The organism is Halosimplex salinum (assembly GCF_003730195.1).
Classification (GTDB): Archaea; Halobacteriota; Halobacteria; order Halobacteriales; family Haloarculaceae; genus Halosimplex; species Halosimplex salinum.
Genome location: NZ_QWGG01000010.1, coordinates 22,333 through 37,209, shown reverse-complemented (window position 1 = coordinate 37,209; position 14,877 = coordinate 22,333). Strand labels below are relative to the sequence as shown.

General features: G+C 68.2%; 14 protein-coding genes. 6 read left to right on the top strand and 8 right to left on the bottom strand.

Annotated elements, in window-relative coordinates:
- Nucleotides 1-74: 74 nt before the first annotated feature.
- The 7 genes from D1409_RS19980 to D1409_RS19950 all read right to left on the bottom strand — a co-directional run bounded on the left by D1409_RS19980 (nt 75) and on the right by D1409_RS19950 (nt 8,819).
- Nucleotides 75-503 (bottom strand): CBS domain-containing protein, encoded by a 429-nt coding sequence (locus tag D1409_RS19980; RefSeq protein WP_123538764.1) that lies wholly within the window; start codon nt 501-503, stop codon nt 75-77.
- 159 nt (nt 504-662) lie between these two features.
- Nucleotides 663-1,919: a Glu/Leu/Phe/Val family dehydrogenase gene (locus D1409_RS19975; protein ID WP_123538763.1), complete on the bottom strand. Its 1,257-nt coding sequence runs from the start codon at nt 1,917-1,919 to the stop codon at nt 663-665.
- Between the two features lie 355 nt (nt 1,920-2,274).
- Entirely contained in the window at nt 2,275-5,559 is a 3,285-nt protein-coding gene (ileS, locus tag D1409_RS19970; RefSeq protein ID WP_123538762.1) for an isoleucine--tRNA ligase, read from the bottom strand.
- A 540-nt stretch (nt 5,560-6,099) separates the two neighbouring features.
- Nucleotides 6,100-6,405 (bottom strand): hypothetical protein, encoded by a 306-nt coding sequence (locus D1409_RS19965; RefSeq protein WP_123538761.1) that lies wholly within the window; start codon nt 6,403-6,405, stop codon nt 6,100-6,102.
- A gap of 49 nt (nt 6,406-6,454) precedes the next feature.
- On the bottom strand, nt 6,455-6,745 hold the full coding sequence (locus D1409_RS19960) for a winged helix-turn-helix domain-containing protein (protein WP_123538760.1): 291 nt from the start codon (nt 6,743-6,745) through the stop codon (nt 6,455-6,457).
- Nucleotides 6,746-6,847: 102 nt separating this feature from the next.
- Nucleotides 6,848-8,209, bottom strand: coding sequence for a ferritin-like domain-containing protein (locus D1409_RS19955; protein WP_123538759.1), 1,362 nt, complete (start codon nt 8,207-8,209; stop codon nt 6,848-6,850).
- Nucleotides 8,210-8,375: 166 nt separating this feature from the next.
- The gene (locus D1409_RS19950) at nt 8,376-8,819 is read right to left on the bottom strand and encodes a GNAT family N-acetyltransferase (protein ID WP_123538758.1); all 444 of its coding nucleotides are present in this window, start codon (nt 8,817-8,819) and stop codon (nt 8,376-8,378) included.
- Between the two features lie 184 nt (nt 8,820-9,003).
- On the opposite strand from D1409_RS19950, the gene D1409_RS19945 reads away from it, so the two are divergent.
- Nucleotides 9,004-9,771 (top strand): SDR family NAD(P)-dependent oxidoreductase, encoded by a 768-nt coding sequence (locus D1409_RS19945; protein ID WP_123538757.1) that lies wholly within the window; start codon nt 9,004-9,006, stop codon nt 9,769-9,771.
- Between the two features lie 36 nt (nt 9,772-9,807).
- Here the strand turns inward: D1409_RS19945 and D1409_RS19940 are convergent, their stop codons facing one another.
- Entirely contained in the window at nt 9,808-10,239 is a 432-nt protein-coding gene (locus D1409_RS19940) for a hypothetical protein (protein WP_123538756.1), read from the bottom strand.
- A 204-nt stretch (nt 10,240-10,443) separates the two neighbouring features.
- Between D1409_RS19940 and D1409_RS19935 the strand changes: the two genes are divergently transcribed.
- The 5 genes from D1409_RS19935 to D1409_RS19915 all read left to right on the top strand — a co-directional run bounded on the left by D1409_RS19935 (nt 10,444) and on the right by D1409_RS19915 (nt 14,859).
- Nucleotides 10,444-11,304 carry a hypothetical protein gene (locus D1409_RS19935; protein WP_123538755.1) on the top strand — a complete coding sequence of 287 codons (861 nt, stop codon included), beginning with the start codon at nt 10,444-10,446 and terminating at the stop codon, nt 11,302-11,304.
- A 50-nt stretch (nt 11,305-11,354) separates the two neighbouring features.
- Entirely contained in the window at nt 11,355-12,530 is a 1,176-nt protein-coding gene (locus D1409_RS19930; RefSeq protein WP_123538754.1) for a 3-dehydroquinate synthase II, read from the top strand.
- Between the two features lie 241 nt (nt 12,531-12,771).
- A complete protein-coding gene (locus tag D1409_RS19925; RefSeq protein ID WP_123538753.1) occupies nt 12,772-13,497 on the top strand; it encodes a hypothetical protein in 726 nt (241 codons plus the stop codon).
- Complete coding sequence (locus tag D1409_RS19920; protein ID WP_123538752.1) at nt 13,490-13,822, top strand: winged helix-turn-helix domain-containing protein; 333 nt, start codon at nt 13,490-13,492, stop codon at nt 13,820-13,822. The genes D1409_RS19925 and D1409_RS19920 overlap by 8 nt, the downstream gene beginning before the upstream one ends.
- Nucleotides 13,819-14,859, top strand: coding sequence for a glycosyltransferase family 4 protein (locus tag D1409_RS19915; RefSeq protein WP_123538751.1), 1,041 nt, complete (start codon nt 13,819-13,821; stop codon nt 14,857-14,859). Before D1409_RS19920 ends, D1409_RS19915 begins: the two co-directional genes overlap by 4 nt.
- Nucleotides 14,860-14,877: the final 18 nt, after the last annotated feature.

Here is a 14,877-nt window from a genome sequence, read left to right as displayed (position 1 = left end):
TCGTTACATAGAGGGCTCAGAACCGGCGCTCGACTGTGGGGTTCTCGACGATGCGAAGCCCGTGCTCGTCGCGGTCAGTCGGAGGTCGCGTCGGTCGGACGGGGCGGGCTCAGCGCACGCGCTTCCGAGAGGTACGCGGCGAAGTCCTTCGTGGTGATCATCCCGACGACGCCTTCGACCTCGTCGGCGACCGGGACGTGGTGAACGCCCCGTCGCATCATCGTCTCGGCCACTTCGTGGACCGGTTCGTCGACCGACGTCGAGACGAGGTCCGTGGCCATGTACTCCGCCGCGCTCGTCGCCGTCACGTCCACGCCGTCTGCGGCGATCCGGACGTAGTCCGTCGACGTGAGGATGCCCTCGAGCCTGTTGTCGTCGTCGACGACGACGACCGAACTGATACCGTGGTCGATCATCGGCTGTGCGGCCGTCTGGACGTCCGTGTCGGGCGTGACCGTTCTCACCGGCGACGACATCAGACTCCCCACGAGTGTGTCTTCCATGCTACACGATGACGCGGCCCACTCCGATATAAATCTTAGTATCCATATAAGGTGTATAGAAGGTCGGGAAATTACAGAAGTAACTTTGGAGGAGCAGCGAACCGCGAAGAAAAGCGGGCGTGTCGATCGGGACCGGTTCGAAGCGGGCTCGGTCTCCGTTCAGGGCCAGGTGCCGGCCTGCTCGGCGGCGTCGAGGACGCGCTGGATCGCGACGACGTAGGCGCCGACGCGCAGGCTCGGGAGGTCGTGCTCCTCGTAGGCCTCGACGAGGTTCCAGAACTCCTCGACGGTGATGTCCTCGAGGCGCTCGTTGACGGTCTCCTCGTCCCAGTAGAAGCGCTGGCGGTTCTGCACCCACTCGAAGTACGAGACCGTCACGCCGCCGGCGTTGGCGAGGATGTCCGGCACGATGATGACGTCCTTGTCCTCGAGGACGTCGTCGCCCTTGGGCGTGATCGGGCCGTTGGCGGCCTCGGAGATCACGTCGGCCTGGACGCCCTCGGCGATCTCCTCGGTGATGGCGTTCTCGAGCGCGGCCGGGATCAGCAGGTCCACGTCGAGCTGGAGGAGCTCGTCGTTGGTGACCGACTCCTCGGCCTCGTGGTAGTCGACGACGCTGCCGGTCTCGCGCTTGTGGTCCTTGGCGGCGACGGGGTCGAGACCGTCCTCGTTGTAGATACCGCCGCTGGAGTCGGAGACGGCGACGACGTCGGCGCCCATCTCGTCGATGAGCTTCGCGGAGATCCAGCCGGCGTTCCCGTAGCCCTGGACGGCGACGGTGGCGCCCTCGACCTCTTTGTCGAGGTAGTCGAACGCCTCGCGGGCGGCGATGACCGTCGAGCGACCGGTCGCCTCGACGCGGCCCTCGCTGCCGCCGCTAGAGAGGTCCTTACCGGTGATGACGCCCGGCTCGGTCGTGTTCTCGAGGGTCTCGTAGGTGTCCTTGATCCAGTTCATCTCGCGCTGGCCGGTGTTGACGTCCGGCGCCGGCACGTCGCGGTCCTCGCCGATGAGCGGCGTCAGTTCCTTCGCGAAGGCGCGCGTGATGCGCTCGAGTTCGTCCTCGGAGTAGTCGTCGGGGTCGATGACGATGCCGCCCTTCCCGCCACCCAGCGGGATGCCGACCGTCGCCGTCTTGTATGCCATCCACCCGGAGAGGGCCTTGACCTCGTCGCGGGACACCTGCGGGTGATAGCGGATACCGCCCTTGTACGGCCCGCGGTCGCCGTTGAACTGCGAACGGTACGCGCGGAACACCTCGACGGACCCGTCGTCCATCTCGACCGAGAGGTTCGTCTCCAGAATCCGCTCGGGGTTTTTCAGCCGCTCCAGCATGCCCTCGTCCACGTCGAGGTACTCCGCGGCTTCGTCTACCTGTTCCTGTAAGCTTTCGAACGGGTTCACGTCGGATCCCATGTTTGGACGACCGTGTACATGTGATAAAAATAATTCGGACTCTTCCAGTAATTCGGGCTATAGATGCTGAAATATTATACAGGAAGGCCCTTGATAGAATAATAGGTATATAATCACATAAACTTCGTCGGACTCGGGCGGTTCGACGGCCCGGTACCTGTGGGCGAGTGGCTGGCCGCGATCGGGGCGCAGTCGGCCCGCGGGTGGGCGGTTTCGTCTGGAGATCACCCCTCCGTCTGCCGGTTGTCAGCCCGAAGTCTGACGGCCCTTTATCACCGACGACGCGCGACTCGATACTGCCGTGGGCGCGGCACGGTCACACGCTCCCGTCCCCGTTCGCGGCGGACGTCCCATCCTATCCCATCCTTTCGCGGTGCGGCGGTTCCTCGGACTCTCCCGAGACAGCGGTTGGTTCCATCGCGAGGGTCACGGCGACCCCATCGACCGTCCACTTCCGGGTCAGTTCGGACCCCCCGTCGAGTTCGGTCGACTCGGACGCGACAGTGAGGTCGGCGACGCGGACTGCCGCCCGGAGTTCGTCGGCGTGGGCGGTGACGGCCTCGACCAGCGGTTCGTCCTCCGCGACGACGGCCAGTCGCACCTGCTGATCGACGTCGAGCCCCAGTTCTCCGCGCATCTCCTGGGCACGCCGCGTCACGTCGCGGGCGAGCCCCCGTCGACGGAGCCGTTCGGGCAACGACTCGTCGACGTACACCGTCCCGCCCTCGAACGGGACCCGGACCACGCTGTCGGGGACCCGTTCGACCACCGAGACCTGCTCGGCCGTGACCGAGACCTCGGTGCCGTCGACGGTGACCGTCACCGGTAGCTCCTCGGCGGACCGACCCGCCACCGCGTCCGCGACCGCCGCCGCGTCGTCGCGGAACGCCGGCCCCAGCGCGTCCATCTCCGGCACGACGACGCGCTCGCGGGCCGGGTACCGCTCCGTCAGCTCGACCGACTCGACGTTGCACCGCTCGGCGAGGAGCGCTCGATGGGTTTCGACGGCAGTCGCCACGGACTCGTCGGTCGTCTCGACCACCGCCGTCGTCACCGGCCAGCGGTGTTTGCGACCCATCTCCTGTCGGGCGCGAGCGACGGCGCTCTCCACCGCCCGGAGCGCCTCGACGGACTCGACGAGGGCCGGGCGCTCTGGCAGTCCGAACGCGTCTGGTTCGGGCCAGTCCGTCGCGTGGACCGTCGGTTCGCTCGCGTCGGCGGGGCCGTCGAGCGCGCGGTAGAGCCGCTCGGCGAGGTACGGGGTGAAGGGGGCGAGCAGGCGGACGCAGACCCCGAGGACCGTCCCGAGTGCGTCGTACGCGGCCCGTTTGTCCGCCGTCGCGTCGGGCGTCCACACCCTGTCCCGGACCGTCTGGACGTAGTACCGGGACACGTCGTCGACGAGGAAATCGAGCGCGGCGTCCAGCGCGACGTTCGGCTCGCGGTCCTCGAAGGCCACGGTAGCGGTTTCGACCACCTCCCGCAGGCGTGCGAGGACCCACTCGTCGAGGACGGTCCGGTCGTCGGAGTCGGATTCGAGGGTCAGCGTGGGAGTGTAGTCGTCCTCGGCCATGAACATCCCCGCGAAGCGCGCGACGTTCCAGACCACGTCGAAGCGTTCGCGGGTCGTCTCCACACCGGCCATGTCGGAGGTCACCGACACGTCCTGACCCTGCTGTTCGTGGCCGAGCAGGTGCGCCCGGAGCGCGTCTCGACCGTGAGCCTCGGCGACCTCCGGCGGCCGCAGGACGTGTCCGCGCGACTTCGACATGGGTTCGCCGTCCAGCAGCGCCCAGCCGTGCATCAGGACCTCCTCGTAGGGGGCGCGGCCGGCGAACGCCACGCCCAGATACAGTTGCATTAGGAACCAGCCCCGCGTCTGGTCGTTGCCCTCGACCACGAGGTCGGCGGGCCAGTCGTCGGGGCGCGGGTTCTCGCTCGGGCACTCGCGGAGACTCGCCCACGACGCCACCGCCGAGTCGAACCACACGTCGAGCACGTCCGCGACGCGCGTCGCCTCGCCGCCGCAGTCGGGACAGGCGACGGTCACCTCGTCGACCACGGGCCGATGGGGGTCGTCGGGGACGTCGTCGAGACCGGCGCGTTCGGCGAGGTCCGCCCGCGAGGAGACGACAACGTCCCGGTCGCAGTCGTCGCAGTGCCAGACGGGCAGGGGACTCCCCCAGTAGCGCTGGCGGGAGACGTTCCAGTCGGGCGCGTTCTCGACGGTGTTGCGGAAGCGGCCGTCGCGGGCCTCGGCCGGGTACCACGTCGTCTCCTCCACCGCGTCGAGGAGGTCGTCTTTCAGCCCCGTCACCCGGACGAGCCACTGCTCGGCCGCCCGCATGACCACGTCGGTGTCACACCGTGGACACTGCGGGTACTCGTGGGTGAACTGTTCCGTGGCGAGGAGCGCTCCGGTCTCGCCGAGCGCGTCGAGGACGGCCGCTCGGCCCTCGCCGTGGACGCGCAGGCCCGCGAACGGCCCCGCCTCGTCGGTGAACCGGCCGGTGAGGTCCACCGGTGAGTAGGTCGGCAGGTCCAGTTCCCGCGCACGCTCGAAGTCCTCGTGACCGAACCCCGGTGCGCTGTGAACCAGTCCGGTTCCGTCGCCTCCTGTCTCGACGTAGTCGGCGTGGGCGACTTCACCCTGCAGTGTCGGATGGTCCGGCAGTCGGTCCGCGAGCGGGTGTTCGTAGGTCAGTCCCACGAGTTCGCTTCCGGGGAGCGTCTCGCGGACGGCGTAGTCGCCTTCGGAGACGCCCAGTGCCGCCATCACGTCGGGGACGCGCTCGGCGGCGACGTAGAGCGGTCCGTCCGTGGTAGCTGGGCCGTCTTCGCAGTCCGGGCTGCCCGTCACCTCGACCGCCGCGTACTCGCCGTCCGCGTCGACCGCGACGAACTGGTTGCCGACCAGGGTCCACGGCGTCGTCGTCCAGGCGACGAGCGCGCCGCCGCGATCGACCACCGGGAAACCGACGTACGCCGCGTCGGCCGTCCGGTCCTCGTACGCCAGTCGCGAATCTGAGACGGCGGTCTCACAGCGCGGGCAGGTGTTGACGACCTGGTCGCCCCGTTCGACGAGGCCGCGGTCGTACAGCGCGGCGAAGGCGTCCCAGACGGTGTCGACGTACTCCGGGTCCATCGTCTGGTACACGTCGTCCCAGTCCATCCACACCGCCAGATCGCGGAACTCCTCGTCCATGACCGCGCGCTGGTCCTCGACGAACTCGCGACACTCGTCCACGAAACGGTCGACGCCGTACTCCTCGACGGCCTGCTTGCTCTCGAACTCGTGGGCCCGCTCGACGTTCACCTCCACGGGCAGGCCGTGCGTGTCGTAGCCCGGGCGGGCCCGAACCGCCCTGCCCTGCATCCGGTGATAGCGCAGGAGCGCGTCCTTGAGGATCTTCCCCCACGCGTTGCCGACGTGCATCCGCCCGCTCGTGAACGGCGGCCCGTCGAGGAAGTAGAACCCCTCGCCGTCGCCGTCTTCGGCCCGCTGTCTGGCGTACTCGTATGCGTGGCTGGTCTCTTCGGGCGCGTCGACGCCCGGGAAGGCGTCGGCGTCCGTCCAGTAGTCCTTGACTGCCTGTTCGACTGCGTTCGGATCGTAGTGGTCTGGTAATCGTTCCGGCATCGCTCAGATGTGTCTCGTCGCGTCGTTCGGTGGACGATACGCGGCGACTCACCGCGGGCCGACCGCTGGCCGGTGAGTCACCGCTGTCGGATCAGGACTCACGGCACGAGCGGGCCCGTGACGAGATCGGTCTCGTGAGGAACTCACGACCGCAGCGCCCGACGAGACGGGCGGCGCTGTCGAACTCGAACGAACCGTCGTGCCCCGAGAAAGTTGGTACTATGCCCCTGACGGGGCAATGATGATCGTCGCCGCGGGCACGACGTGCCGCGTCATTACGTGAGAGATCCGTCTCGGTCGATAAATCGTTTTCGCCGCTCGGCGTGGAAGAGTCAGTCGGGGCCGCTTCGTCAGTGGATCTACCGCAAAACAGCGTCGCTCCTTTCGGTCCCACCCGCACAGACCGCCGAACGAGCCGACACGGGTGGGAGCGAAAGGAGTCGGGAGCGGTCACACTGTTCGCAGTTACGTTCGGGGAGCCGTTCGAGTCCTGACGACTGTCACGGAGAGCGGTCACTCGAATCCAGTAGACGCTCCGAACTAATCCAGGGTGACCCAGGTGAGGACGGCGATAGCGAGGGTTTCGAGGACGTGGAAGAGGAGCATGGCCTGCCAGGCGGGCTCGGGGACGGCGGTGCTGAACCACGCCGAGAGGACCTCGTCGAAGAGGTAGAAGTAGAGGGCGAAGGCGTTCTCGGCGAACAGGAGAGCGGCGAAGACGAGCATCCCGAGGGTGTGCTTCGAGCGGAGCGTCCAGTAGTTGCGCGCCCAGACCGCGCCGAGCACGGTCAGTAGAGCGACGTTGAGGGCGACGGCGATCCGCGCGATGGTGAACAGGGTGCTCATCTGTAGGTGGTTCGGGGGTGTCGGTCGTGGGTCGGTTTCGTGTGTCGGGTCATGAATCGTCCGGTCCGTCGACTTGCTCGACGATGCTCTCGACGGTGTCCCAGTGGGCTTCGGCGGTGTCCGACGGGAGGTAGACGGCGCCGTAGTCGTCGCCGCTGGACTCCAGAACGTCGTTGTCGGTAAGGACGTCGAGGTGGTGGCGCACCGTGTCGTAGTTGAGGTTCATGTCCTCGGCGAGCTGGTTCGGATTGCGCGGCCGTTCGTCGAGCGCGCGGAGGATACGCACCCGGTTGACGCCGCCGCGCGTTCCGGCCAGCACGTACCAGAGGACGGCCTCCATTGGCCAGTACCCACACGGGGCCCCCACGTAAGCGCATCGGCCCGCTGTCGGACGACCGGTGACGGGCGGCGGTGACGGCGGACGGGGACGGGCAACTCGTCGCTACTCCTCGACGATGAACTGACCGGCGACCTCGACGACCTCGTCCATCGTCTTGGGTTCGTCGACGCCGTCGGGGAACGGCGAACTCGCGTTGATCTCGTTGAGCAGGGCGGCGTGGCGCGCCTCGACGCTGTGGATCCCGATAGCCGCCGCGAACACGTCGTCGTTCGAGACCGTCGGCCCGGCGCCCTTGTAGGCGGCGACGCCCGTGTTCTCCAGTGCCTTCGCCACGCCGAGGAACTCGGTCGGGGTCGTATAGCCGAAGTCGTAGGTGGCCTCCTCGACGGGCGTTCCGCCGAGCGCTTCGACGGTGTCCGAGAGTGCGGAGACGTGGGCCGCCTCGTGGGCGCCAGCGGTCCGGAGATGGTCCGGCACGGCCATCCGCACGTCGTCGCCGAAGCGGTCGAGCGCGTCGGCGTTCGTGATCTGCTCGTCGCTGAACTCCGCGAGGCCGTCCCGGTAGAACGCGTTCTCGAGGTGTTCCAGCGTCAGCGCGTAGTTGAGGACGTTCACGTCCGTCGTGTCGTTCTCGGCCTTGCGGTCGTGGGTCGGGCGGTCGTCGCCCGTCTCGTAGACGCTCGGATCGACGTCGCTCGTGATGAACCCACCGGCGATCTCGAGTACCTCGTCGATCGACTTGGCCTCGTCGACGCCCGCGGGGTAGGGGCTGTCGCCGTTGACGAAGTTGAGGAAGCTCGCGTGGCGCGCCTCGACGCTGTGGATGCCCGCCGCCGCGGCGAGCACGTCGTTGTCGACGACCTGCGGTGCAGCACCGGCGTACGCGGCGACGCCCGTGTTCTCCAGGGCTTGCGCGACGGCGAGGAACTCCGTCGGGGTGGTGTACCCGAAGTCGTACTCGCCTTCGCCGACGGGCGTCCCACCGAGCGCCTCGACGGTGTCCGAGAGCGCAGAGACGTGAGCCGCCTCGTGGGCACCCACCGTCGCGAGGTAGTCGGGGACCTCCCTCCGGACCGACTCGCCGAAGTTCGAGAGCGCGTCGGCGTTCGTCAGTTCGTCGTCGCTGAACTGTTCGAGGCCGTCGCGGTAGAACGCGTTCTCGAGGTGCTCCAGCGTCAGCGCGTAGTTGAGCAGGGGCACGTCCGGCGCGGCCATCGCGTCGGTGGCCGTCGGCGTGTCGGTTGGCTCGTCGGTCGGCGTGTCGGTAGCCATCGGCGTGTCCGTCGTCCCGCCCATCGCGTCGGTCGGGGTGGCCGTCGGCGTGTCGGTGGCCATCGCGTCCGTCGAAGCGCCGCCGTCGCCGTCGTCGCTCGAACAGCCAGCGAGTCCGAGTGCCGCCAGCGAAACCGTCGCTCCGAGGAATTTGCGTCGAGTTCGGCCGTCTGCGTCGGTGGGTCGGGTCATGATTCCGTCCTATCAGTGGACTCTCCCTCTAAAGCAAGTTTTCCGATTTCTTACATAACTTCCCCGGGCCTTCCCCGTGAGTCGGGGAGAACTCTCACCCAATTTCGGGGTAATTCTCCGGCAGACTGACCGGCGATGTTTGGGGGTGCGCGCTCAGAGACGCGCGTCAGCCGTCCCGACGGTACGCCATCGGCCGCAACGTATCGGGGTAGCCGTGCGGTTGCGCGACGGTGTCCAGCGGCTCGAACCCACAGGACTCGTAAAACGGGTGTAGTCCCTCCCGGGCGAGGAGCGAGAGGTCGACGCCCGACAGGGGCGGGTGCGTCACGAGCGCGGCCATCAGTTCCCTGCCGAGGCCCTCGCTTCTGTACCCCTCGCGGACGATCACGTCGAACACCATCGCGTAGTAGGTGTAGTCGGTCAGCACTCGCGCCGCGGCGACGAGGTCGTCGGTCTCCTCGTCGCGGAGCGCGACCACCTCGTCCGTGGCCGCGAGCGCGCGACGGAGCGGCGTCTCCTCGCGGTCGGCCCACCACTCGAACGTCTCGTAGAGATCGAGCAGGTCGGCCGCGGCGTCCGGACCGAACGAGCGCTCGATGGTGATCGACATACCCGATGGCACCGACGGCGTCGCGAAAAGTGTGCCGACAGCGTGTCACAAACTACCGCCCTCCCCGCCCAGCCCCGGGCCGAACAACTGCGTTCACTCTCGACGGGCCCGAAGCCGTCCCGACAGCCACCGACGAGCGCCGCGAATCGAAAACGTATCCCGACGAGCGCGGCGTCGTTGGGACATGGCAAGCGACACAGACGGCGTCAGCGTCGACGGGAAGAACGCGGTGGTCATCGGCGGCACGAGCGGAATCGGGCTGGAGATCGCACGCGCGTTCGCCCGCAACGGCGCGGACGTCGTCGCCACGAGCCGGTCGGAGGACTCGGTCGCCGACGCCGCCGCGGAACTACGCGATCTGGGCGCGGAGACGGCCGAAGTGACCTGCAACGTCTGCGACCCGGAGTCCATCGAGAATCTCCGCGAGACGACCGAGTCGGCCATCGGAGACGTGGACGTGCTCGTCACCTCGCAGGGGTCGGTCGCGACGACGCCGATCACCGAGATGAGCGAAGACGAGTGGGCGCAGGACATCGACGTGCTCCTCACGGGCGCCTTCCGCGCGATCAGGGAGTTCGGCGCCGCCATGGACGGCGGGAGCATCATCAACATCTCCTCGATGTCGGCCGAACAGTCACGCGAAGCCCGGCCGAGCTACGTCTCCGCCAAGGCCGGTCTCAACGGTCTCACCCGCGCGGCAGCCGCCGACCTCGGCCCGGACGTCCGCGTCAACGCCATCGCTCCCGGCTTCGTCAAGACGGAGCTCGCCGGCCCGAAGCTGGAGGACGGGTCGGAGTTCCGCGAGGGCGTCGACGAACGGACGCCGATGGATCGGGTGGCGACGCCCGACGAGATCAGCGGCGCCGCGCTGTACCTCGCGAGCGACGCCGCCTCCTTCACGACCGGCGAGATACTCACGATCGACGGCGGTTACGACCGGTTCTCGGTCTGAGAATTTCGGCGCAGAACGGGGAACGTATCGGCGAGGTCACAGCGGAGAGTCCGCCGCACCGAGGTCGGCAGTCAGTTGCTGCTGGGTCTGGAGGCCCGTCCGGAACCGCTGGAGGATCGCCGACTGGTGCTCCGGGCAGGCGGCGACGACGACGGCCCCGTCGTGGACCGGCACCATCGGGTGGGCCGCGTCGTAGCGCGCGTTGCGACACCCCGGACACTGGATCCCGCCGGCCGGGAGGTGACCGAGGAGGTCCGCCGTGTCTTCCGTGGTCAGGTCACAGACCGAGGTGAACTCCGAGAGGTGGTCCTCACAGCCCAGAACGGGAATCGTCAGCCGGTCCAGGAGGAGAAACGACGTGGTCTGTCCCCCGTCTGACTGGAGCGCGGACCGACACGCGGGGCAGTGGACGGGCGGCTGGTCTCCGTCGCTGTCCGTCTCTGTCGGCTGGAACTCTGCTGACGGCACTATACACATCCGCGGGGCCCCACGCAAGTAAATGGTCGGGTGGCAGGCGCTCATCGGACGCCGGACGAGTGCGGGGGCGGAGGCAGAGACGGTCCCCCGAGCGGCGGTTCGACGGCCGACCGAGTCCACGGACTGGTCCGCGTGGCACAAACGGGCGTTTGATCGTCCACGAGACACTTTCCGTGGGGTCGCGTGTCGACTCGTATGCACCGACGCACGCTCCTCGGGCTCGTCGCTTCGGGAACGGCCTCGCTGGCGGGGTGTCTGAGCGGCTCCGAGCCGACGGGGACGGACGACGAACCCGGGACAGGCACCGACGCTATCGGTTCGGACGACGGAACCACCGACCGAACCGACTCCGAGGGCACCGAGACCGCCGACGGCACCGAGACCGCCGAACCCACCGCGCTCCCTGAATCCTGCCCGACGACGCAGGGACTCGACGTCGAGTGGCCGAGCGACCTCGACGCCTCGGCGGTCGAGTCGTTCGTCGCGGCCTACGAGGCCGCGTACTACCGGGAGGTCGTCGTCGAGTACGAACCCGACTCGCGACTCGACTCCTACGACCTGAGCGGGAGCGTGAACGACAGTCCGACCGCAGTCGGCGACGGGTGGACGCTCTCGTACTCGGGCAGCGGCGGCGTCTACAGACCGACGCTGTCGCTGGGGGCAACCACCGCGGACCCGCCCGCGGACGCCGACGTGGCCTCGATAGACGACGTCGACGACGGCGCGCTCGTCGACCTGCTCACGTCGGCTGCCGAGACCGGGGCGGCCGAACACCACGTCGAACCGCCCGGCGAGGAAGTCGACCGGTACGTCGACCTGCTGGCGTCGCTCTCCGGGGACTTCGACCGGCTCTCGGGCCCCGGTGAGAGCGACTCGCTGTTCGTCGACGTCGACGGCACGAGTGTAGAGCTCTCCGCGCAGGCGACGAACTTCCACGGGGACTACTGGTGGAGCGCGACGTACTACGTCGACGAGCGGGTCGTTCGGCGGACTGCCGACGACGACACAGACCCACGAAACGGGGAGCTACTCGAGTGTCGAACCGGCGGTGACTGATAGCGCCGCTTCCGCCACGTTCAAATCAGACCGGGGCGACCGTGGGTACAATGACACGGCAAGTGTGGCTGAAGGCCGACGACGAGGTCGGCGACTGGGAGACGCGCAAGCGGCGGATCACCGCCGGCCTGGAGGCGGGCGTCGACTGGGTCCTCGTCGACGAGAGCGACGTGGCGAAGGTCCGCGACCTGGGCGCCGTCAACGTGGCTGCGTTCACGAACGGCGACGTCCACGTCATGGACGCCGAAGCCGACGAGGAGGACGAACCGGACATCGCCGTCGTCGGCAAGGACGGCGAGGGGGACGGTTCGATGGACATCCCCGGCGACCTCTCGGGGTCGGCGGACCTCTCCGTGCTCCGCCAGGACGGCAAGGCGAGCGCGGGCTACGTCCGCATCTTCGACGAGCGCTACGAGGAGTTCGCCGAGGAGGTCGCGACCGCCGCCGACTACACCATCGTCGTCGGCGAGGACTGGCAGATCATCCCCCTCGAGAACCTCATCGCCCGCATCGGCGACGAGACGAACCTCGTCGCGGGCGTCACGACGGCCGAGGAGGCCCGCACCGCCTACGAGACCCTCGAGATCGGGTCGGACTCGGTCCTGCTCGACACGGACGACCCCGACGAGATCCGCGAGACCGTCGCGGTCCGCGACGAGATGGGGCGCGAACAGCTGGAGCTGACCAGCGCCGAGATCACCCAGATCGAACAGACCGGCTCCGCCGACCGCGTCTGCATCGACACGGGCAACCTCATGGAACACGACGAGGGGATGCTCGTCGGCTCGATGAGCCGCGGCCTGTTCTTCGTCCACGCCGAGACGGCCGAGTCGCCGTACGTCGCCTCGCGACCGTTCCGCGTAAACGCCGGCGCCGTCCACGCGTACGTCCGCACGCCCGACGGCGGGACGAAGTACCTCTCCGAACTCCGCAGCGGCGACGAGGTGCAGGTCGTCGACACCGAGGGCCACACGCGCGAGGCCATCGTCGGCCGCGTCAAGATCGAGAAGCGACCGATGTTCCGCGTCAGCGCGGAGGTCGAGACCGACGACGGCGTCGACCGCATCGAGACGCTCCTCCAGAACGCCGAGACGATCAAGGTCGCCACCGCGGACGGCCGCAAGGCCGTCACCGACCTCGACACCGGCGACGAGGTGCTCGTCTACTACGGCGACAAGGCCCGCCACTTCGGCGAAGCCATCGAAGAGAGCATCATCGAGCAGTAAGGTAGCGCCCTCCCCGAACGACGGCCTTCTCCACGCGAGACGCACTCCCGCGGCAGACGGCCTTCTCCGTGCGAAGCCGTTCCCGCGGCCGGCCACCTGCTCCACGCATAGCCCGCTCTCCGTTCTCCCGCCTCAGAAACTCACATCTCTCCCCGATAGCGAGTCGATCGCGCCCTCGATGTGAGTTCGATGTGAGTTTTCGAAGAAAAGTTTAAGTACTCGTTGCGCTAGCACTCACAGTATGGCGCGCGAGGTCCGTATCACCATCGACGACGACGAGGTCTTCGAGCGGATGAAGGCCCGCAAGCGGGAACTCGACCTCTCATGGGAGGAGGTGCTCCATCGGGGATTGCGCGAGGTGCCCGAGGAGCGCCAGGGGGAGTCTCACCCGCCGGGCGCAGGTCCCGGCAGAGAGAGCGGTCGCCGCCCGGAGGGCGACCACCGCGGTCGACGCGGCCACGACGTGAGCGTCGAGTTCGAAGGCGACTCCTTCGACCCCGGCGACTCCATCGGCGCGATGGTCGACGAGATCAAGGGGCAGGTCCACGACCAGGTGCGGGAGTCGCTCCGCGCCTCGATGGAGTCCGTCGAGGACGCGGGGCTCGAACGCGAGGTGACCGAACTCGAACGCGCGGAGGACGCAGTCCTCCGGTTCGACGAGGTGACGGGTGACGACCCGCGCTACCGGGTGCCGCTCCGGGTCCGACTGGAGACGAGTCGCGGCGGCCTCGACTTCGAGGTCGTCGCCGTCCGCGGAGGGAAGTCGGTGTCCGGGATGAACCGCTTCGACCGCGAGACCCGGCAGTCGATCAACGAACACCTCGCTCGCGGCGGGACGGCGACGCTGTCGTTCGGCGACGAGGAGACCTACGAGGTCGGCCCGGCCATCGCCTGGCGTCGCGACGACGACGGGGCGCCGGTCGTCTCGGACGTCGGGATCCCGGAGGTGCTGTTCGATGATGAGTGAGCGCGCGGACGGCGACGACGCACCCAGTGGGGACGAGGACGCGCCGCGGGCCGTCGGCGAGCACCTCGGCGAACGCGCGGACCCCGCGGCGGTGACGGACACGTTCACGCTACTCAGCAACGAGACGCGCGTCCGCATCCTCGCCGCGCTCGCCGACAGCGACGCCGAGGCGGTGCGCTTCTCGGACCTGCGCTCCCGGGTGGGCGTGACCGACTCCGGCCAGTTCAACTACCACCTGGAGAAGCTCCGCGGCGAACTCGTCGCGAAGACCGACGACGGGTACGCCCTCACCGACGCGGGCGGCCGGGTCGCCGACCTGCTATGAGAGTCAGCCACTACTTCGAGGGCGAGGGCGTCGTCACCGGCGGGTTCGCCCAGTCCGTCGAGAACCAGCGGACGGTCATGGACCGACACGGCATCGACTTCACCACGGAGTCGACGCTCGACGCCGACCTCCTCCACCTCAACAACGCCGGGCCGCGCTCGATCTACTACGCCAAGCGCGCCCGGCGCGCGGGGATCCCGGTCCTCTTTCACACGCACAACACCGCCGCGGACTTCCGGGACAGCTTCGTCTTCTCGAACGCGCTCGCGAGACCCCTGAAACCCTTCCTCGCGTACGCCTATAGCCAGGCCGACCACCTGGTCTGTCCCTCCGAGCACAATCAACGCGTCATCGCGGAGTACACCGACACGCCCTCGACCGTGATTTCGAACGGCTTCGACGGCGACCGCTTCGCCGGCTGGGACGACCCCGAGTTGCGCCGGGAGTACCTCGACCGCTACGACCTGGAGCCGCCGGTCGTGTTCATGTTCGGTCACGTGATCAAGCGCAAAGGATTGAAGACGTTCGTCGAGGCGGCCCGCGAGCTCCCGGAGTACGACTTCGCCTGGTTCGGGTATCTCAACCCCACCGGCGGGCGACTCGACAAATTCCTCCAACCCCGCGAGACGCGGAGACTCGTCGAGAACTCGCCGGACAACTGCAGGTTCACGGGGTACATCGAGGACCCGCGGGGCGCCCCCGCGGCCGGCGACGTGTTCTTCTGGCCGTCGAAGAACGAGAACGAGGGGATGGCGCTCCTCGAAGCGATGCACTGCGGGAAGCCGCCGGTGATCCGGTCGATTCCGACCTACGAGTGGCTGGTCGACGGCGACGACTGCCGCAAGTGCGAGACCGACCGGGAGTTCGTCGAGTCGATCACCGAACTCTGCGAGGACGAGAGCGAGCGAGACCGGATCGGCGAGAACGCCGCCGCGACGACCGAGCGGTTCACGCTGGACGCCGTCGGCGACGAACTGGTCACGCTCTACGACGAACTGGTGAGCGGGACGACGAACGAGCGGACGCCGACCGGTTGATCGAGCGCGGAGACGCCC